The sequence below is a fragment of the Curtobacterium sp. MCLR17_054 genome (assembly GCF_003234335.2).
In the GTDB taxonomy this organism is placed as follows: domain Bacteria; phylum Actinomycetota; class Actinomycetes; order Actinomycetales; family Microbacteriaceae; genus Curtobacterium; species Curtobacterium flaccumfaciens.
This window is the reverse complement of record NZ_CP126263.1, coordinates 1271927-1289907: the sequence shown is the minus strand read 5'-3', so window position 1 is coordinate 1289907 and position 17981 is coordinate 1271927. Positions and strand designations below refer to the sequence as shown.

The window sequence follows — 17981 nt, the reverse complement described above, 5'->3', positions numbered from 1 at the left end:
CGGCTCACGCCTGGGTCAGGGTCACGGCGATGGCGTCGAGGTCGACCGACCCGTTCTGCGTGCCGTCCTCGACACCGGGGGTGGTGCTCTTCGGGAAGGCGATGGTCACGCCGACGCGGACGTCCTGCTGCGAGCCGGTCTGCCCGGTCACCGTGTACGGCGCAGCGGCACCGGAGACCCCGTCACCGGACGCGGTGAGCACCGCGTTCGCCGACAGGTACTTCGCCAGTGCGACGTCCGCCGGGGCCGACGTCGAGGTGGCCTCGACCGAGGCCGGGTCCACGGCCAGGGTGGCCTTCAGACCCTTGCCGTTCGCGGTGACGACCATGTCCTGCGAGTAGGTGACGACGTCGCCCGGCACGATCGGGTAGCCGTCCAGCGTCGAGAGCGGCGACCCGCCGTTGACGGTCCAGCTCGCCGCCTGCGTGGTCGGCTTGATCGAGAGCGCGCCGGCGACGATGGTGCCCCCGGCGGTCTCGGCGCTGGAGTTCCAGAGCGCGAACGTGCCGGCGCCTCCGAGCAGGAGGGCGACGCCCGCTGCGCCGATGATCGAGGCGGTGATGATCTTCTTCATGGTGTGCTCTCTGCGACGTCGAACGTCGGATCTGCGTCGACCACGTGCGGGCGGACAGCTCGATGAGCTGCTGGCAGCCACGCCCCGGGGAAGGGCGCGGCGCATCGACCGGAGAACGTGGTGCTCGACCTGCTGGGAGCGGCAAGTGCAGGAGACGAAGCCCTGCGAGCAGGGACCCGCCGACGGCCGGTCGTGCTGCTTCGCTGAGTATGACATGACAATTCCCCGCGTGCCGATCTGCGCGCAGACACAGGCGGACTGGCAGGTTGACACACCCTCACCTGCCCACCCAGAGGCGAGAGCCTTGTGGACATAACTAGATACCGGTACTCTCCGATAGTGCGAATATCCGAACTTGCCCGAGCGGCGTCCACGCCGGTCACCGCCGTCAAGTACTACCAACGCGAAGGCCTGCTGCCTCCCGGCGAGAAGTCGGCGCCGAACCAGACCGCCTACGACGACCGGCACGTCGAACGGGTCCGGCTCGTGCGGGCCCTCCTGGAGACCGGCGGGCTCTCGGTCGCCGTGACGAAGCAGGTCCTGGCCGTGCTCGACGCCGAGACCGCACCGCTGGCCGAGGTCTTCGCCGTCGCCCAGTACGCGATGACCACCCCGCGCTCCCCCGAATCCGAGGCGACCCCGGAGGCCCGTAGCCGGATCGAGGAACGGGTGTCGGCCGCCGGCTGGTGCGCGACGTCGGACAACCCGGGACTCGAGACCGCGGCCCGGGCACTCGACGGGCTGCGCACGATCGGGTTCGACGCTCCGGACGACTACCTCGACGCCTACGTGTCGGCAGCGGCGAGCGCGGCACGTGCCGACGTCGCCGCGCTGCAGGACCGCGACGGCCGGACCGCGATGGCGGAGTTGATGGTGATCGGCACCGTCCTCGGCGATCCGCTCTTCGCAGGACTCCGGCGCCTGGCGCAGCAGGACGCCACCCACGACCTGTTCCCCGTCGCCGACACGGACGAGGCCGGCGCATGACCGCTCCACTGCACGTCGTCCTGGGCGGCAACGGTGTCGTCGGCCGCGAGACGCTCCGAGCCCTCCGCGAGCACGACGTCGCCGCCGTGTCCGTCGGCCGGCGCCCGTCGACACCAGCAACGGCAGGCAACAACGAGAGCGAGAGCGCCGACGCCCGCACCGACCACGTCATCGCCGACCTGCTCGACCCCACCGCGGTCCGCCGCGCACTGCACGGCGCCGACGTCGCGTACCTCGTCGCCGGCCTGCCGTACTCGTCGGGGGTCTGGGCCGACCAGTGGCCGCGGATCGTCGACAACACCGTCGAGGCAGCCCTGGCCGAGGGCACCCACCTGGTGTACCTCGACAACGTCTACGCCTACGGCCGCGTGTCCGGGCCGATGACCGAGGCGACCCCGATCAACCCCTCCGGCCGGAAGGGTGCGGTGCGCGCGGCCGCCCTCGAGCAGCTGCGGACCGCGGCCGACCGCGGACTGGCCGTCACCATCGGGCGGAGCGCCGACTTCACCGGCCCCGGGGCGACGACGAGCGTGTTCAACGGGTTCGTCGTCGATCGGATCGCCGCCGGCAAGCGGCCGACCTGGCTGCTCGACGCCGACCAGCCGCACTCCCTCACCGCCACGACCGACATCGGCGACGCGCTCGTGGTCCTCGGCACCGACGACCGTGCGACGGGCCGGACCTGGCACCTGCCGACCGCCCCGGCGCTGACCGGGCGGCAGTACGTCGAGCTCGCCGGGGCACCCGCCGCCGACACGGCCGTGATGTCGTCGGCCACGCTGCGCTTCGGTGCCCTGTTCAACACGTCCGCCCGCGAGACGCTCGAGCTGCGGTACCAGTACACCGACCCCTACGTCTTCGACTCGTCGGCGTTCGAGCAGGCCTTCGGCGTGCACCCGACCCCCACCGCCGACGTCGTGGCCGCCGCCCTGCTGCACGCCCGGAGCGTGACCCGGTGATCGCCGCCGTCCGCCGAGCGGTCACGTGGCACCCGGCACTCATGGCCGTCGCCGGCCTGATGGTCGTGTCCACCGCGGTCTGCCTCGTCGGACTCGTCGTGGATCCCCGGACCATCCTCGGAGCACCGGCGTGGATGAAGCCCCTGAAGTTCTCGCTGTCGATCCTGCTCTACGCCGTCACGTGGGCGTGGCTCATCGCCCACCTGCCGAAGTGGCAGACGCTGGCTCGCCGACTCGGCACCGTGGTCGCCGTGGCCCTGGTGGTGGAACAGGTGCTCATCGTGTGGGCCGCCGCCACCGGCACGACGAGCCACTTCAACGTGTCGAACAGCGTGCACGTGGTGGTGTGGGCGGTGATGGCGGTGGCGATCACGACGCTCTACCTCTGCACCTTCGTCACCTCGATCGCGCTGTTCTTCCTGCGCCTGCCCACCCCGGCACTGACGGTCGCCGTCCGTGCCGGTGCCGTCATCGCGCTCGGCGGCATCGGGGTCGCGTTCCTGATGACCGGCCCGACCCCCACCCAGCTCAGCGCCCCGGACGGGATCGTCGGCGCCCACACGGTGGGGATCGCGGACGGCGGACCCGGGGTGCCGCTGCTCGGGTGGAGCACGGTCGGCGGCGACTACCGGGTCGCCCACTTCGTCGGCATGCACGCCCTGCAGGTGCTCCCGCTGGTGGCGCTCCTGGTCGCCGCCGCCGGTCGGCGCCTGCCGTGGCTGGCGCACCCGACCACGCAGGTGCGGATCGTGGTCGTCGTCGCGGTCGCGTGGGCGGCGGGCACCGTGCTCCTCACCGTGCAGGCCGCGGTCGGACAGTCGGTGATCCACCCCGCCGGCGCGGTGGGCGCGGTGGCGTGGTCACTCGTCGTGGTCGCCGCAACTGCGAGCGCGGCCGTGCTGCTCCGTGCCCGCCTGCTCCGTGCCCGCACCGCTCCGGCGGCGCGACTGCACTGACGGATCAGCGGACCCGGAGCCCTCGGGAGATCAGGTCGGCGGCAGCACGGGCTTCCGTCGCCCACCCGGGGCGATCGATCCCGGCCCCGATGCCGTGCAGCAGCATGAGCACCGTCCCAGGGGCGACGTCGGACCGGATGGTCCCGTCGGCGGCAGCGCGCGCCATCAGCTCGGCGAGTGTGCGCTCCAGGTCTCCCCCGCCCTCGGCCTGCGTGGTGGCGTCGACGACGGCGGCGAGGGTGCGCGCGAGCCCCGCGTGGTCGACCACGTACTCCACGAACCCGTGCAGGAAGTCGTCGAGGCTCTCGGCCGCTGGGCGCGTCGAGTCGCGAGCACGGCGGCAGAGGACGTCGACCTCACCCCGGTAGACCGCAGCCGCCAGCGCTTCGCGTGTCGGGAAGTGTCGGTAGAGGGTGCCGACGCCGACTCCCGCGCGTCCGGCGAAGTCGTCGAACCGGAGCTGCTCGTCACGCTCGAACGCCGTCCGGGCAGCGGCCACGATCGCGTCACGGTTCCGACGGGCGTCGGCGCGCATCGGCTTCTCGGCAGGCAGGGGTTCCTCGACCGGCACGGGCACTCCTTGACAAGTGGAAACAATCTCCATATCTTCAAAGTGGAGATCGTCTCCAGACTAGCGGACAGGTGCCTGATGCGGATCCTCATGCTCGGACGGGGCATCATCGCGACGATCTACGGCCAGGCCTTCCAGCACTCCGGGCACCAGGTCGACCACCTGGTGCGGCCCGGGCGCGCTGCCGAGGACGGCGACAGCGTGCAGACCGACGTCATCGACGGCCGCCGCGGACCCCTGGGTCGGCGGACCCGATCGACGTCGCCGACGCGACTGGTCGAGTCGATCGACACGGACGACGCCTACGACCTCGTCGTCCTCAGCGTCGGCCACCACCGACTGCAGGAGGCCGTGGCCACCCTGTCGCCCCGCATCGGCGACGCCACGGTGCTGGTCCTCGGCAACGTGTGGGACGAACCCCTCGCCGCGGTCGCACCGCTCGCCGCGGACCGGGTGCTGTTCGGGTTCCCGGGCGCCGGCGGCGGGTTCGACGCCGACGGGGTCCTGCACGGCGCCGTCCTCCGTTCGGTCCGGCTCGGGACGACCGGCACGGCTCCGGACCGGCGGGAGCTGGTGCGGTCGGTGTTCCAGCGGGCGGGGTTCACCGTGCAGGACGAGGACGACATCCGCGGCTGGCTGTGGCTGCACTTCGTGCTCGACGCCGGCATGTTCGCACAGGCCCTGCAGAGCGGTGGCCTGGCGACGATGGTCGGGGACCGGCACGCGCTCCGCGAGGCGTTCCTGACCGGCCGCGAGCTCCGCCCGGTCCTGGAGGCACGGGGCGTCGACCTCTCCCGACACCGCTCCACGACCCTGCCCGTCCGGCTGCCGGGGACGACGGCAACGCTCGTCGCCGCGGCCACGGCGCTCGTCCCGATCGCGCGGGCGAGCCTCGCCGCGCACGACGACCCGACCGCCGCCGAACCCCTCGCGGTCCTCGAGGACGTCCGGCGCACCGCCGCCGCCCTGGGCATCCCGACCCCGCGCCTCGACCGGACGGCGCGACGCGTCTGACGACGGGTGCGGGCGGTGGACGCGACCACCCACGGCCTGGAGGCACGGTGCCAGCTGGCACCGTGCCTCCAGTCCGTCACGGCGAGCGTTCCGGACCCGCCCGTTACGCTGTCCCCGTGTCAGAGCCGCGCCGCAGTCCGGGGAACCAAGCTTCACTGCGTGAAGCCAACCGGGGCCGGGTCGTCAGCGCGGTGAAGCGGCACGGCGGGCTGACGCAGGTCGAGCTCGCCGGGGTGACCGGACTCTCCCCCGCGACCGTCTCGAACATCGTCAAGGAACTCGTCGCGACGGGCGCCCTGCACGCGACGCCGAGCACCTCGAGCGGACGTCGGGCGCTCCGCGTGACCCTGCCGCACGGCCTCGGGCTGGTCGCCGGGGTGCACGTCTCGCCGCGGCACCTGCGGCTGGCGCTGTCGGACCTGAACGGCGCCGTCCTGGCCGAGCGGCACATGCCCCTGGCACGGGACCACCGGGCGGACGCCGAGCTCGACAAGACCGCGCTGCTCGTGCTGGACATGGTGGAGTCGATCGAGTCGTCGATGGACGAGGTGCTCGCAGTCGGCCTCGCCGTGGCCGCCCCGATCGACGCCCGCACCGGGATGACGGCGCGCGGCGGGATCCTGCGGGGTTGGGACGGCGTCGCGCTCGGCCAGTCGCTCGCCCGGCGGATGGACAAGCCCGTGCAGGTCGACAACTCCGCCAACCTCGCCGCCCTGGCCGAACACCGGAGCGGAGCGGCACGCGGCCGCGACACCGTGGTGACGCTCGACGTCGGCAACGGCATCGGCGCCGGACTCGTGCTGGGCGGGCACCTGTTCCGTGGGCACCACGGCATCGCCGGCGAGTTCGGGCACACCCCCGTCCTGCCGAACGGGCCCCTGTGCCGGTGCGGCAACCGCGGGTGCCTCGAGGCGATCGCCGGCGCACCCGCCGTGCTCGAGGGCGTCCGCGACGAGGTCGGCACCCTCAAGCTGGCGGACCTGATCCTGCGCGCGATGGGCGGCGACCAGGTCTGCATGCGCGCCGTGGCCGACGCCGGGCGGGCGATCGGTTCGGCGGCGGTGGGGCTCTGCAACGTCCTCGACCCGGAGCGGGTGGTGGTCACCGGCGAGTTCGCACGAGCCGGGGAACTCCTGCTCGGCCCGATGCGGCAGGCCCTCGAGTCGTCGTTGATCGTCGACGTGGACGGCACGCCGGACGTGGTGCAGGGGCAGCTCGGCGAGAAGGCCTCGGTGACCGGGGCGCTGGCCCTGGCGATCGAAGCGGTGGACGTGACGCGCGCGCGCTGAGCGGAGACGGTCGCTGCCGACCCGCACGCGCCCGCCGACGTGGCCGCCCCGCCGCTGGCCTGGCCGCCCCGCGCCCTCCGGATAACGTTTTCGTCACGGCGCGCGGTCCTTGCGTTCAACTCTTGCAGCCAAGAACGCTCGCTGTCACACTCAGGGCACCGCCGATGGGGGCGGTCCACTGTTGGAGGACGTTTCAATGAAGAAATCCACCACACGAGCGATGCTGGGCGTCAGCGCCCTGCTGCTCGCGATCACCACCCTGGCGGGCTGTTCCAACGGCGCGGACGCCGGGACCGGTTCCGGCGGAGGCGGCGGCGACGCGTCGAAGGCCAAGATCGGCCTGCTCCTGCCCGACTCCGTCACCGCCCGCTACGCCAGCGCCGACCGTCCGCTCTTCACCGCCGAGGTGAAGAAGCAGTGCAGCGGCTGCTCGGTCATCTACGCGAACGCCGACGGCGACGCGTCGAAGCAGCTGCAGCAGGCCCAGTCGATGCTCACGCAGGGCGTCAAGGTCCTGGTCCTCGACCCGTTCGACGGCGAGGCCGCAGCGTCCATCGTCCAGCAGGCGAAGGCGAAGAAGGTGCCGGTGATCTCCTACGACCGGCTCATCAACAGCCCCGACCTGAGCTACTACATCTCGTTCGACAACGAGAAGGTCGGTGAGCTGCAGGGCCAGGCACTCGTCGACGCCCTCAAGGCGAAGAAGGTCCCGGAGGGCTCGGGCATCATCATGGTGAACGGCTCCCCCACCGACAACAACGCCTCGCAGTTCAAGAAGGGCGCCCACTCGGTCATCGACGACAGCGGCTACAAGGTGCTCGCCGAGTACGACACCCCCGGGTGGGACCCCGCCAAGGCGCAGGACTGGGCAGCCGGCCAGATCAGCAAGCTCGGCAAGGACAAGATCACCGGCGTCTACGCGGCGAACGACGACACCGGCGGCGGCGTCATCGCGGCCCTGAAGTCGGCCGGCGTCACCGAGCTCCCGCCCGTCACCGGGCAGGACGCCTCGCTCGCGGGCATCCAGCGGATCCTCGCCGGTGAGCAGTACATGACCGTCTACAAGGCCTTCAAGCCCGAGGCCTCGAAGGCCGCCGACCTGGCGATCCAGTTCGCCAAGGGTGAGACCCCGAAGGGCGACACCACCGTCGACACCGCCGGCGGCGCCAGCGTCCAGTCGACGCTGCTCGACCCGGTCGCCGTCACCACGGACAACGTCCAGTCGACGGTCGTCAAGGACGGCCTGTACGAGGTGTCGAAGATCTGCACCGCGCAGTACAAGTCGGCCTGCGACAGCGCCGGCATCAAGTAGGTCCGACCCCCTCTGCCCGCCCGGTCCGACTGCGGACCGGGCGGGCCTCACCGATCGAGGACGACACCCGTGAGCACGACACCCGTGAGCAACGCGTCACCAGCAGCACACCCCTCCGCCGACCCGGTGATGTCCCTGCGCGGGATCACCAAGCGGTTCGGCGCCGTCCAGGCCCTCAGCGACATCGACTTCGACGTCTACCCGGGCGAGGTGGTCGCCATCGTCGGCGACAACGGTGCCGGCAAGTCGACGTTCGTGAAGATCCTCGCCGGGGTCTACACACCGGACGGCGGCACGATCACCTTCGGCGGCGACGAGGTCAGCGTCCCGAACCCCGCCGCGGCCCAGACCCTCGGCATCGCCACGGTGTTCCAGGACCTCGCCCTCGCCGACAACCTCGACGTGGTCTCGAACCTGTTCCTCGGGCGCGAGATCGCCCACCCGTTCCTCGACGAAGAGGAGATGGAGCGCCGATCGTGGGAGCTCCTCCAGCAGCTCGCCGCGCGGATCCCGTCGGTGCGGATCCCGATCGCGTCGCTGTCCGGTGGCCAGCGGCAGACCGTGGCGATCGCCCGCTCGCTGATCGGCGACCCGCAGGTGGTCGTCCTCGACGAGCCCACCGCCGCACTCGGTGTCGCACAGACCGCCGAGGTCCTCAACCTCGTCGAACGCCTGCGTGAGCGCGGGCTCGGCGTCGTCCTCATCAGCCACAACCTCGCGGACGTGCAGGCCGTCGCCGACCGGGTCGCGGTCCTGCGGCTGGGGCGGAACAACGGCACGTTCCGCATCGACGACGTCTCCTACGAGGAGATCATCGCGGCCATCACCGGCGCCACCGACAACGCCGTCACCCGTCGCGCCGCCGCCCGCACCGAGCAGGAGACCAGCGCATGAGCAAGACCGACGAGACCCTCACCGCAGCGACCCCGACCCCCTCGGCGGCGGACCTGCAGGACGAGCGGCTCCTGCGCGACCAGGGGATCGGCGGCGCCGCGAAGGCGTTCGTCCGACGGGTCCGCGGCGGTGACATCGGCTCGCTGCCGGTGGTCGTCGGGCTCATCGTCATCTGGGCGGTGTTCCAGGCGCTCTCCCCCGACTTCCTGTCCCCGGGGAACCTGGTCAACCTCGCCCTGCAGTGCGCCGCGGTCGGAACCATCGCGATCGGCATCGTCCTCGTGCTGCTGCTCGGCGAGATCGACCTGTCCGTCGGCAGCGTCAGCGGGCTCTCCGCCGCGATCCTCGGCCAGGGCCTCACCACGCTCGGCTGGCCGCTGTGGCTCGTGCTCACCGTCGCCCTGGCCGTCGGTGCCGCCGCCGGTCTGCTCTACGGCCTGCTGTTCACCCGCTTCGGGGTGCCGAGCTTCGTCATCACGCTCGCCGGTCTGCTCGGTTTCCTCGGGCTGCAGCTGCTCATCCTCGGCCCGAACGGCTCGATCAACCTGCCGTACGACTCCCCGATCGTGCAGTTCGCCTCGGCCTCGTACCTGCCGCCGTGGCTCGCCTACCTGCTCGCCGTCCTGGCCGCCGGAGGACTCTTCTTCACCGAGATCCGACGCGCTGCCCGCCGCCGCCGTGCCGGGCTGTCGACCGGGGCGATGTCGCTGACCATCGTGAAGGCCGTCGCCCTGTTCCTCGGCCTCGCGCTGATGGTCTGGTACCTGTCGCGCGACTTCGGCACCGGCACCTCGTTCGTGTTCTTCATCGTGCTGGTCGTGCTGATGAACTTCGTGCTGAAGCGCACCCGCTGGGGGCGCTCGGTCTTCGCGGTCGGCGGCAACGTCGAGGCCGCACGGCGCTCCGGCATCCGGGTGAACCGCATCTACATCTCGGTGTTCATGCTGACCTCGCTCTTCGCCACCGTCGGCGGCATCCTCGCCGCCGCCCGCCTGAACTCGGCGAGCCTGTCCTCCGGCGCCGGTGACACGAACCTCAATGCGATCGCCGCAGCCGTCATCGGCGGGACCAGCCTGTTCGGTGGCCGTGGCAGCGCCTGGTCGGCACTGCTCGGCATCATCGTGATCCAGTCGATCTCGAACGGGCTCACCCTGCTGAGCCTCGACTCGTCGATCCGCTACATGATCACCGGCGCGGTCCTGCTGCTGGCCGTCATCATCGACTCGCTCTCGCGGCGCAGTCGCGCCAGTCACGGCGCGGCCTGAGCGGGGCCCCGGACCCCGCCACGCGGACGGACGGGAGGCACGGTGCCAGCTGGCACCGTGCCTCCCGTCCGTCTCGGCGCGCGTCTCGGATCCGGAAGACGCCGTCGTGTGCCCCCGACGCCGCCCCGTGCGCGAGACGCCTCCGAAAACGGAGGCGTCTCGGCGACTGGGCGGCGTCTCGGCGCGCTACTTGCTCTTCGAACCCGAGGTACCGGGCAGGCTGAGGATGTTGTCGGTGCCCTGCGGCACGACGATCAGCGAGCCGTTGTCGCCGGCGCTCTTGAGCGCCTCGATCTCGCGCTGCTTGAGCGCGGCGTCGGAGAGCGGGTGCTCGTTGAGGACCTCGTTGGCGTCGGCCTGACCCTGCGCCTCGGCGACCTGCTGCTGCGCCTGCACCTTCTTGGCATCCAGGAGCGCGCGCTCCTTCGTGACCTGGATCTGCGCCTGCTGCGCCGTGGCGTAGGCGTCGATGACCGACTTCGGCGGCGTGATCTCCTGCAGGGCGAAGTTGTCGACGTGCACGCCCGAGCCCTTCCAGCGCGTCTCGAGCGCCTGGATCATCGCCTTCTCGACGGTGCCGCGCTTGGTGATGAGCTCGATGGTGGTGAAGTCGTTCGGCACCTGACGGACGACGCTGCGCACCGAGTTGCCGATGAACTGCGTCTTGAAGTTCTCCTCGGTCTTGTACGACCGGTAGATGTCGGTGACCGACTTCGCGTCGATGCTGTACTGCAGGTTCAGGCTGACGTTCGACGAGACGCCGTCCTGGTCCTGCACCGTGACGTACGGGCCGGAGCGGACGTTGCCGTTGTTGTCCGAGTCGGAGCCGTTCACCGCGTTGATGTAGGTGACGGTCTGGTTCCGGATGTTGAACGTGTGGAGCGTGGCCCACGGTGCCTTGAAGTGGAACCCGGAGTCCGTGGTCTGCCCGACGATGTTGCCGGAGATGTCCACCTGGACCTTCGACTCGCCCGTGTCCTGCGCGTACAGGGTGCTGCCGAGCGTGAGCCCGACGAACAGGACGCCCGCGGCTGCTGCTGTCCACGTCGCGATGAGGTTCGGGCGGCGAGTCGGGACGGCGGGACGTGCCTCGCGACCGGGCGTGGCCGGTCGTGCGGGGGTGGAGTAGGTGCGTGTTCGGAAGAAGAGCGCGACGAGCGCGATGACGAGGAAGACGATGGCGGCGACGAACATGACGATCACTCCTGGATGCTTGTCCGTGCAGTCTGCCGTACCCGGAGGGGTGCGGGTGACGTGGGGGTGCGTGGTGGCGGGCGCGCGTGGCGTCCGTGTCGCCCCGGTCGCCTGGCGCCGGTTCCGTCTGGTGCAAGGTTGCACACGTGGTGCGAGCCTGGATGCCTCGCACCACGTGTACAACCTCGCACCGCGCGGACGCGCTCGGGGTCGGGGCCGCGTGGGCTAGGCCGGTCCGACGATCTCCTCGATGCGCTCGAGTCCGCTGCGGCAGCGTCCGAGGTACTCGTCGTACAGGTCCGGTCGCCGGTCACGCGCCCACCGTGTGACGTCGAGCAGGTGCAGCGCAGTCATCGACGCGAGCCGCCGGTGGTCGTCGTCCGACGTGAGTCCGGCAGCCGTCATGAACTCGTCGTGGTCCGCGCGGGTGACGGACCCGTCGATGAACGTCCACGTGAACACCCGGCGGGCATCCGTCCACGGTGCCGGCCCGGTCTCCGCGGCGCCCCAGTCGATGAGCACCGGCCGCTGGCCCGGACCGCGGGAGATCAGGTTGCGAGGTGCGAGATCGCCGTGGGCCAGCCCGAACTCGAACTGCGCCTCCGACAGCGGAGCGAGACGATCACGCAACCGGTCCGGCGACGCGTAGGCACCGTCACGGAGCAGCGGATCGTCGTCGCCGAGCGCATCGAGGTTGTAGTCGAGGTGCGCCGTCCAGGCGAGCCGGAGGTCGTCGCCGAACCTCGTGAACAACGACCGAGGCGCATCGACGAGCGGGATCATGGCGACGGCTCGCGCGGAGCGACCGAGCCACCGCCACGGGCGGTCGATCGGTCGTGGGTCAGGTGCGACGTACGCCGACACCGAGAAGTGGACACCGCCCTCCGACCCGTGGGCGAGCGGTTCGGGGACCGGGATGCCGACCCGGCTCGCACTCCGTGCTGCCCACGACTCGACGGGGTACTCGTCCTGTCGAAGCGGGTCAACCGGGAAACGCAGTACGACCGGAGCAGCACCCGCACGGTCCACCCGGTAGGTGTGGTTCACCGCCCCGCCGTGCAGCCGTTCGATCCGGTCGACCGATCCGCCGACGGAGCGCAGGACGACTCGGAACCACTCCTGCTCGACCACCTCGTCCGACATGGGACCAGCATGGCCGCTCCGATCAACCGTCGCGCGGAACGCTGTTCGCAGCGCGGGATGCGGCAGCGACCGACACGATGCCCCAGATCGCCGCGTCGACGATGAGCAGGAGCACGGCACAGCCGATCGCCGCCCACCAACCCGGACTGCCCATCACGACCTCCCCGCACCACGCTGACGGGCGCGAGGAGAACGACCAGCACCACCAGGTTGACGACGCGGTTGCCCCAACCGGTCGTCGGGAGCGCATGATGACGTGTGCGAATCCTGACGATCAGTGCGACGACGATGCGTGTCTCCGCACAGCAAGAAGCTGTGTGGCCGCAGCTGGCTGATGCGGCGCTCCGCGATGCGCGCGCAGGTCGGACGCCCGCACCGATGGTCTGGTTCAGGACCGACCTCGGAGTGTCCGGCGTGATCCCGATCTCCCCTGCCGACCCGGTCCGCTTCGACGAGGTCGACATGGAACCGGAACGGTTCCTCGGCACGGTGATCGCGCTCGGGCCGGGAGCGCAGCCGAGCGACTGACCCGGCTCAGGAGACGGGCGCACCTGCCCGATCGAGCTCGGCCAGGACTCGGCGGCTTCGACGTACGCCGATCACCGTCGCGACCGTGACGAACACCACGACGACGGCGATGAACACCAGGAACGCCCAATCCGAACCGAACGTCGGGGCTGTGGCGCCGCCGAGTCCCAACAGGCTCAGCCCGGTGCCGATCAGGGCCGGGGCCGAGGTCCGGGTGGAGCGTCGCTGCCACGCGAGCATCGCCCGCACCAGCGGCACGGCCTCGGGCGGCACCGGTGCCCGTCCGCTGACCTGTCGGGTCACGGACTTGCGGTCCGCCGGCGTGAGCGCGCCGAGCGGCTGTTGCGGCGTCTCGACGAGGTACGGCAGCAGCCTGCGGTGGCGTCGAGCACGGACCCATGCGGTCACGTTCACGACCGCTCCGGCCAGGGCGAACAGGAACCAGATCACCGAGTCGGTGCGGAGCACGGAGGGAACGCTGATGAACGCCCACAGGATCGACATGCCGGCGAACCCCGCCTGCTGCGACATGACGACCACCGTCGGCCCGTGCTCGACCAGGTACTCGGCACGACGCGTCGCCTCGGCGAGGTCGCTCGGGTTCACCACCCGGGCACCTCGACCCGCACCGAACTGATCCGACCGGCGCGCGTCGTCGCCGTCACGGCCGGGTCGTAGCTGTCGGCGGTCGCCAGGTAGAGGGTGCGACCGTCCTCGCCACCGAGCGCACAGTCGATCGCGCAGTCCCCGGGTGCGTCGATGCGGTCCGTCACCTCGCCACCCTCGACGACCCGCAGGAACTCCCCCGTGTCGACCGAGCAGACCCAGATCGCGCCGTCACGGTCGACGGTGCTGCCGTCCGGGGTCACGCCGCCGGGCAGGGCTGCCCACTCGCGCCGCCCGGTCAGCGAACCGTCGTCCTCGATGTCGAAGGCGGTGAGCCGGCCGCCCCACGTCTCGCTGACCACCAGGGTCCGGGTGCCGGGCAGGATGTTGGCGCTGTTCGGGAACACCAGGCCCTCGGCGGCGAGGCGGACGGAGCCGTCGGTGCCGATCACGTAGAGCGGGCCGGGGCGCAGTTCCTCGCCCGCGTACAGGTCGTAGCCGAAGGCACCGATGTAGGTCCGCCCGGTCTGGGCGTCGACGACCAGGTCGTTCACGAGCGACGACTCGATCGTGGTCAGGTCGGCGAACACCGAGGTGCTGCCGTCCGGGTCGACGGCGACGACCGTGCGGGACTCCATCGAGCTGATGATGAGCCGCCCGTCGGCGAGCCACCCGAGCCCCGACGACTGCCCGTCGACGGTGGCCTCGAGCCGGGGGCCGTCGGTCGAGGACGGGTCGACCGAGAAGACCTGGCCCGTGTGCATGTCCGAGTACCAGAGCCGTCCGTCGTGCCAGCGGTTGCCCTCCGGGAAGCGGATGCCGGAGATGACGATGTCGGTCGCTGAGTCCAGGGTGATGTGCACGGATCCAGCCTGCCAGCGGGACCGGGAAGCTGCCCGGACGGATGCCGTGACGGCGGCCTAGGGTCGTCCCATGCCGGGTCGTCACCTCATCCACCACCTGGGCGTCTTCGCCAGCGACTTCGCCGCGAGCGACGCGTTCTACACCGCCGCCCTCGCGCCCCTCGGCATCGGAGCGGGCTACCGCACCGACTCCGTCGCCGAGTTCTGGCAGCACGGGGACGACACCCCGAGCGTCTCGCTCGAGACCGCCCGGACCCCCGAGGCGACGACCCGCGGACTCCACCTGGCGTTCGAGGCGGGATCGCGGAGCGAGGTCGACGCCTTCCACCGCGAAGCCGTCGCCGCCGGCGGGGTGTCACGGCACGAGCCGCGCTACTGGCCGGAGTACGGCGCGTACACCGCGTTCGTGTCCGACCCGGACGGCAACAACGTCGAAGCGCTGATCAAGGAGAGCGGCGACTGACCCGGCGGCTGCACGACGGTCATCGACAGCCGCAACGGACGACGCATCTGGCACGATCGACCCATGCCCCTCGACGGAACTCCCCTGCACCGGCTCGGCTTCCTGACGATCGGGTCGTTCGACCCCGCCCGACCGTCCGAGGGCCACGAGGACACCCTGCGCGTGATCGAGCGCGCCGAGACCCTGGGCTTCGACAGCGCCTGGCTGCGCCACCGGCACCTGCAGCACGGCATCTCCTCCCCCGTCGCGGTGATGGCGGCCGCCTCGCAGCGCACCTCGCGCATCGACCTCGGCACCGCGGTCACCCCGATCGGCGCGGAGAACCCGTTCCGCCTCGCGGAGGACCTCAGCACGGTCGACGTCCTGCTCGGCGGCCGCCTGAACCCCGGGTTCTCCGTCGGCACGCCGATGAACTTCGACCTGTACCGCGACGCGATCTACCCCGACACCCTGGAGCACGAGGACCTCGGCAACGACCGGCTCCTGCGCTTCCGCGACCTGGTGCGCGGTGACCCGGTGACGGCGACCGAGACCGTCGAACGGCGTGGCATCGAGGAGTTCGCGAGCACCGTCCAGCCGCACAGCGCCGGTCTGGCCGACCGGATCTGGTACGGCACCGGCAGCACGAAGTCGGCCGTGTGGGCGGGTGAGAACGGCTTCCACCTGCTCACCTCGAGCGTCACCCGCAGCGAGGTCGGCACGGACTTCGCCACGAACCAGCGCGCCCAGATCGACGCCTACCTCGACGTCCACCCCGACCCCGCTGCCGCCCGCGTCTCGCAGGGCTTGGTCGTCATCCCGACCGACACCGCGACCGCCGAGCAAGCGGCCCGCTACCGCGCCTACGTCGAGAGCCGCTCGGGTCGCGTCGGCGTGCCGCAGGGCCCTGCCGGGATGCTCTTCGCCGCCGACCTGGTGGGCACGTCCGCCGAGATCGCCGACCGGCTGCGCGCCAACGTCGGCTACCAGGCGGTCACCGAGGTCGCCTTCGCACTCCCGTTCTCGTTCGAGCCCGACGACTACGCGCAGATCATCACGGACATCGCCGAACGGCTTGGTCCGGAACTCGGCTGGGCGCCGAAGCGCGCGGCCTGAGAACGGCGCCAGACCGACGGACGGGAGGCACGGGGCCAGCTGGCACCGTGCCTCCCGTCCGCAGTTGACTCGCGCCCAGGGCGCGCGCTCTGGGCCGGGTCAGTCCTGCTGGTCTGCCTCCACCGCGTCCCGCAGCCGGTCGAGCACGTCCGGAACCGCTGAGCGCACCCGGCTCCAGCTCGGGATGAACGGCTTGTCGTTCGGCCGCGCCGTGAAGGCGCCGCCGGCGTCGAGGATCGCCTTGGTGAAGAGCTCCACGGCGGCTTCCTCGGCGTGCTGGTCGAACGCGAGCCCGCTCATCTCGGCTTCGTGCCGGTAGACCTCGACGATGTCGAGCGCGTTCCGGTAGTACGTCGCCTTGAGCACCCGGAACGAGTCGGACGTGAGCGGGACGCCCATGGTCGCGAGCTTCCGGAGCAGCGACTGCACGATGTCATTGCCCATCCGGGCGAGGCCGCCGGTGCCGTCGGCTTCGGCGAGGGGCTGGTGCTTGTGGTCGTACGCGTCGGCGATCTCCACCTGGCACACCTGCCGGGTCGCGTAGTCGCGGTAGACCTCGGAGAGCATGCCGATCTCGAGTCCCCAGTCGCCGGGGATCTTCAGCCCGTTCAGCACGTGGGCGCGCATCGCGAACTCGCCGGACAGCGGGTACCGGAAGCTGCTGAGGTACTCCAGGTACTCGGACTCCCCGTAGACCTGGCGGAGCGAGCGGAGCAGGGGCCCGACGAGCAGCCGTGCGGCGCGGCCGTTGATCCGACCGTCGGCGACGCGGGCGTAGTAGCCCTTCGAGAACTCGTAGTCGAACGCGGGGTTCGCGACCGGGTAGAACAGCCGCGCGAGCATGCCACGCTCGTAGGTGGTGATGTCGCAGTCGTGCAGGGCGATGCAGTCCGCCCGCTCCGACGCCAGGGCGTACCCGGTGCAGTACCAGACGTTCCGGCCCTTGCCGGGCTCCCCTGGCGCCAGGCCCGCGCGCTCCAGTTCGGCGTCGAGCTCGCGCAGTCGCGGCCCGTCGTTCCACAGGATCCGGTGCCGCTGCGGCAGCCGCGAGAAGAACTCGCGGGCGTGCTCGAACTGCGAGCGGTCGGCGCGGTCGAGCCCGATCACGATCTCGCTGAGCCAGTCGGCCTCGGCCAGCTCGTCGACGATCCGCGACAGGGCCGGACGCTCGAGCTCGGAGTACAGCGCCGGCAGGATCAGGCTCATCGGACGCTTCTCGGCGAAGCCCCGCAGGTCGTCCTCGAGGCTCGCGGTGCTGCGGCGACCGAGGTCGTGGAACGTCGTGATGACGCCGTTCTGGTGGAAGTCGCTCATCGGTGGCTCCTGACGGACGGGGTGGTGAACCGGGTGAGGCCCTCGGTCCAGCCCTGCGGGCCGGGGGCGGTCGTGCGGTGGACGCGCTCGGGGCGGTCGTCGGCGAGCGGTCCGGGTGCCGGGCCGTGTCCGCGGACCACGACGGCGAAGTCGACGACGTCGAGCAGCGCGGTGTCGTTCGGGCCGTCACCGAGTCCGATCGTGCGCGGGACCGAGCCCGTCCGACGCTCGTGGTCGGCGATCAGCGTCCGGACCGCCGCGCCCTTGTCGCGGCCGGCCGGCAGCACGTGCCAGAACCGGCCGCCGCGCACCAGGTCGAGGCCGACCGCGGCGAGCGCCGCGCGGAACGCGTCCGCCCGGTCGTCGTCCTCGGCGTGCCAGAGCAACACCTCGGACGCCTCGCGCTGCTGCGCTCGTCCGGCCGCTTCGAGGTCGAGGCCGGTCCACGCGGCGACGACCGCGTCGGTCACGCCGCCGAAGGTCTCGAACCGCAGCTGCAGTGACTGGCGGATGCGGTCGAGTTCTGCGTGCAGCCGCTCGACGTCGCCGGCGACCGGTCCGACCAGCACGTCGCCCGCTGGCCCGACGACGACCGCGCCGTTCTCCGCCACGAACGCGTGTCCGTCGAGCCCGGTGCGCGCCTGCAGCGCCGTGATCTCGGCACGCGTCTTGCTGCTGCAGAACACCACGGGGACGTCGTCCGCCCGCAGCTGTTCCAGCATCGGCAGGGTCGCGTCGAACGAGTAGTCGTGGTGGTCGAGGAACGTCCCGTCGAGGTCCGTGACGATCATCAGGTCGCGTGTTGGCATCGTGCTCCGCTGGCGGCTGGCTGGGCTGCGGGCGACGATGCCCCGGACCACCCTGCCATGCGCATGCGTCGGTTGGGTGAACAAGCCGGCGTCGGTCGCGCGACGTGACCAGCGGACGGACAGGAGGCACGGCGCCAGCTGGCAC

The 17981-nt window shown here is 71.3% G+C and carries 20 protein-coding genes; 11 read left to right on the top strand and 9 right to left on the bottom strand.

What is annotated here, in order from left to right:
- Window positions 1-4: 4 nt before the first annotated feature.
- The gene (locus tag DEJ08_RS06260; RefSeq protein ID WP_111033128.1) at window positions 5-574 is read right to left on the bottom strand and encodes an alternate-type signal peptide domain-containing protein; all 570 of its coding nucleotides are present in this window, start codon (window positions 572-574) and stop codon (window positions 5-7) included.
- A 339-nt stretch (window positions 575-913) separates the two neighbouring features.
- Between DEJ08_RS06260 and DEJ08_RS06255 the strand changes: the two genes are divergently transcribed.
- The 3 genes from DEJ08_RS06255 to DEJ08_RS06245 are packed head-to-tail and all read left to right on the top strand — an operon-like array spanning window position 914 to window position 3476.
- The gene (locus tag DEJ08_RS06255; protein ID WP_111054323.1) at window positions 914-1561 is read left to right on the top strand and encodes a MerR family transcriptional regulator; all 648 of its coding nucleotides are present in this window, start codon (window positions 914-916) and stop codon (window positions 1559-1561) included.
- On the top strand, window positions 1558-2520 hold the full coding sequence (locus DEJ08_RS06250; protein WP_111054322.1) for an NAD-dependent epimerase/dehydratase family protein: 963 nt from the start codon (window positions 1558-1560) through the stop codon (window positions 2518-2520). The genes DEJ08_RS06255 and DEJ08_RS06250 overlap by 4 nt, the downstream gene beginning before the upstream one ends.
- Window positions 2517-3476, top strand: coding sequence for a hypothetical protein (locus tag DEJ08_RS06245; RefSeq protein ID WP_258367033.1), 960 nt, complete (start codon window positions 2517-2519; stop codon window positions 3474-3476). Before DEJ08_RS06250 ends, DEJ08_RS06245 begins: the two co-directional genes overlap by 4 nt.
- A 4-nt stretch (window positions 3477-3480) precedes the next feature.
- Here DEJ08_RS06245 and DEJ08_RS06240 read toward each other — a convergent pair whose 3' ends face one another.
- Window positions 3481-4047 carry a TetR/AcrR family transcriptional regulator gene (locus tag DEJ08_RS06240; RefSeq protein WP_111030410.1) on the bottom strand — a complete coding sequence of 189 codons (567 nt, stop codon included), beginning with the start codon at window positions 4045-4047 and terminating at the stop codon, window positions 3481-3483.
- 78 nt (window positions 4048-4125) lie between these two features.
- Between DEJ08_RS06240 and DEJ08_RS06235 the strand changes: the two genes are divergently transcribed.
- The 5 genes from DEJ08_RS06235 to DEJ08_RS06215 all read left to right on the top strand — a co-directional run bounded on the left by DEJ08_RS06235 (window position 4126) and on the right by DEJ08_RS06215 (window position 9821).
- Window positions 4126-5061 carry a ketopantoate reductase family protein gene (locus DEJ08_RS06235; RefSeq protein WP_111054321.1) on the top strand — a complete coding sequence of 312 codons (936 nt, stop codon included), beginning with the start codon at window positions 4126-4128 and terminating at the stop codon, window positions 5059-5061.
- A gap of 116 nt (window positions 5062-5177) precedes the next feature.
- On the top strand, window positions 5178-6350 hold the full coding sequence (locus tag DEJ08_RS06230; protein ID WP_071404279.1) for an ROK family transcriptional regulator: 1173 nt from the start codon (window positions 5178-5180) through the stop codon (window positions 6348-6350).
- Between the two features lie 196 nt (window positions 6351-6546).
- The gene (locus DEJ08_RS06225; RefSeq protein ID WP_110864793.1) at window positions 6547-7662 is read left to right on the top strand and encodes a sugar ABC transporter substrate-binding protein; all 1116 of its coding nucleotides are present in this window, start codon (window positions 6547-6549) and stop codon (window positions 7660-7662) included.
- Between the two features lie 129 nt (window positions 7663-7791).
- Entirely contained in the window at window positions 7792-8556 is a 765-nt protein-coding gene (locus tag DEJ08_RS06220) for an ATP-binding cassette domain-containing protein (protein ID WP_110864792.1), read from the top strand.
- Window positions 8553-9821, top strand: coding sequence for a sugar ABC transporter permease (locus DEJ08_RS06215; RefSeq protein WP_071404281.1), 1269 nt, complete (start codon window positions 8553-8555; stop codon window positions 9819-9821). The genes DEJ08_RS06220 and DEJ08_RS06215 overlap by 4 nt, the downstream gene beginning before the upstream one ends.
- A 186-nt stretch (window positions 9822-10007) precedes the next feature.
- Here the strand turns inward: DEJ08_RS06215 and DEJ08_RS06210 are convergent, their stop codons facing one another.
- The 3 genes from DEJ08_RS06210 to DEJ08_RS06200 form a co-directional block, all read right to left on the bottom strand.
- Complete coding sequence (locus DEJ08_RS06210) at window positions 10008-11015, bottom strand: SPFH domain-containing protein (protein WP_152377666.1); 1008 nt, start codon at window positions 11013-11015, stop codon at window positions 10008-10010.
- Window positions 11016-11240: 225 nt separating this feature from the next.
- Window positions 11241-12158, bottom strand: coding sequence for a phosphotransferase family protein (locus tag DEJ08_RS06205; RefSeq protein WP_111054320.1), 918 nt, complete (start codon window positions 12156-12158; stop codon window positions 11241-11243).
- Window positions 12159-12180: 22 nt separating this feature from the next.
- Window positions 12181-12312 (bottom strand): hypothetical protein, encoded by a 132-nt coding sequence (locus tag DEJ08_RS06200; RefSeq protein ID WP_258367032.1) that lies wholly within the window; start codon window positions 12310-12312, stop codon window positions 12181-12183.
- A gap of 224 nt (window positions 12313-12536) precedes the next feature.
- Here DEJ08_RS06200 and DEJ08_RS06195 point away from each other — a divergent pair, with 224 nt between their 5' ends.
- The gene (locus DEJ08_RS06195; protein ID WP_181438962.1) at window positions 12537-12686 is read left to right on the top strand and encodes a hypothetical protein; all 150 of its coding nucleotides are present in this window, start codon (window positions 12537-12539) and stop codon (window positions 12684-12686) included.
- Window positions 12687-12692: 6 nt separating this feature from the next.
- On the opposite strand, the gene DEJ08_RS06190 is transcribed toward DEJ08_RS06195, so the two are convergent.
- On the bottom strand, window positions 12693-13292 hold the full coding sequence (locus DEJ08_RS06190; protein ID WP_146248472.1) for a hypothetical protein: 600 nt from the start codon (window positions 13290-13292) through the stop codon (window positions 12693-12695).
- Window positions 13289-14155, bottom strand: a complete 867-nt coding sequence (locus tag DEJ08_RS06185) for an SMP-30/gluconolactonase/LRE family protein (RefSeq protein ID WP_111054318.1) — start codon at window positions 14153-14155, stop codon at window positions 13289-13291. Before DEJ08_RS06185 ends, DEJ08_RS06190 begins: the two co-directional genes overlap by 4 nt.
- Window positions 14156-14225: 70 nt before the next feature.
- Here DEJ08_RS06185 and DEJ08_RS06180 point away from each other — a divergent pair, with 70 nt between their 5' ends.
- Together DEJ08_RS06180 and DEJ08_RS06175 are read left to right on the top strand one after the other, a co-directional pair.
- The gene (locus tag DEJ08_RS06180) at window positions 14226-14618 is read left to right on the top strand and encodes a VOC family protein (RefSeq protein WP_111054317.1); all 393 of its coding nucleotides are present in this window, start codon (window positions 14226-14228) and stop codon (window positions 14616-14618) included.
- A gap of 63 nt (window positions 14619-14681) precedes the next feature.
- Complete coding sequence (locus tag DEJ08_RS06175) at window positions 14682-15713, top strand: LLM class flavin-dependent oxidoreductase (RefSeq protein WP_111054316.1); 1032 nt, start codon at window positions 14682-14684, stop codon at window positions 15711-15713.
- A 99-nt stretch (window positions 15714-15812) separates the two neighbouring features.
- On the opposite strand, the gene DEJ08_RS06170 is transcribed toward DEJ08_RS06175, so the two are convergent.
- Both DEJ08_RS06170 and DEJ08_RS06165 read right to left on the bottom strand, forming a co-directional pair.
- On the bottom strand, window positions 15813-17027 hold the full coding sequence (locus DEJ08_RS06170) for a glycosyltransferase family protein (protein WP_111033140.1): 1215 nt from the start codon (window positions 17025-17027) through the stop codon (window positions 15813-15815).
- On the bottom strand, window positions 17024-17836 hold the full coding sequence (locus tag DEJ08_RS06165; protein ID WP_146248471.1) for an HAD-IIB family hydrolase: 813 nt from the start codon (window positions 17834-17836) through the stop codon (window positions 17024-17026). Before DEJ08_RS06165 ends, DEJ08_RS06170 begins: the two co-directional genes overlap by 4 nt.
- Window positions 17837-17981: the final 145 nt, after the last annotated feature.

What these genes read in the sequence shown, in the direction of transcription:
- DEJ08_RS06175 (WP_111054316.1), top strand. Translation starts at nt 14,682, where the DNA reads ATGCCCCTCGACGGAACTCCCCTGCACCGGCTCGGCTTCCTGACGATC.
- DEJ08_RS06165 (WP_146248471.1), bottom strand. Translation starts at nt 17,836, where the DNA reads ATGCCAACACGCGACCTGATGATCGTCACGGACCTCGACGGGACGTTC.
- DEJ08_RS06170 (WP_111033140.1), bottom strand. Translation starts at nt 17,027, where the DNA reads ATGAGCGACTTCCACCAGAACGGCGTCATCACGACGTTCCACGACCTC.
- DEJ08_RS06205 (WP_111054320.1), bottom strand. Translation starts at nt 12,158, where the DNA reads ATGTCGGACGAGGTGGTCGAGCAGGAGTGGTTCCGAGTCGTCCTGCGC.
- DEJ08_RS06210 (WP_152377666.1), bottom strand. Translation starts at nt 11,015, where the DNA reads ATGTTCGTCGCCGCCATCGTCTTCCTCGTCATCGCGCTCGTCGCGCTC.
- DEJ08_RS06250 (WP_111054322.1), top strand. Translation starts at nt 1,558, where the DNA reads ATGACCGCTCCACTGCACGTCGTCCTGGGCGGCAACGGTGTCGTCGGC.
- DEJ08_RS06235 (WP_111054321.1), top strand. Translation starts at nt 4,126, where the DNA reads ATGCGGATCCTCATGCTCGGACGGGGCATCATCGCGACGATCTACGGC.
- DEJ08_RS06220 (WP_110864792.1), top strand. Translation starts at nt 7,792, where the DNA reads ATGTCCCTGCGCGGGATCACCAAGCGGTTCGGCGCCGTCCAGGCCCTC.
- DEJ08_RS06200 (WP_258367032.1), bottom strand. Translation starts at nt 12,312, where the DNA reads ATGGGCAGTCCGGGTTGGTGGGCGGCGATCGGCTGTGCCGTGCTCCTG.
- DEJ08_RS06180 (WP_111054317.1), top strand. Translation starts at nt 14,226, where the DNA reads ATGCCGGGTCGTCACCTCATCCACCACCTGGGCGTCTTCGCCAGCGAC.
- DEJ08_RS06260 (WP_111033128.1), bottom strand. Translation starts at nt 574, where the DNA reads ATGAAGAAGATCATCACCGCCTCGATCATCGGCGCAGCGGGCGTCGCC.
- DEJ08_RS06195 (WP_181438962.1), top strand. Translation starts at nt 12,537, where the DNA reads ATGGTCTGGTTCAGGACCGACCTCGGAGTGTCCGGCGTGATCCCGATC.
- DEJ08_RS06225 (WP_110864793.1), top strand. Translation starts at nt 6,547, where the DNA reads ATGAAGAAATCCACCACACGAGCGATGCTGGGCGTCAGCGCCCTGCTG.
- DEJ08_RS06215 (WP_071404281.1), top strand. Translation starts at nt 8,553, where the DNA reads ATGAGCAAGACCGACGAGACCCTCACCGCAGCGACCCCGACCCCCTCG.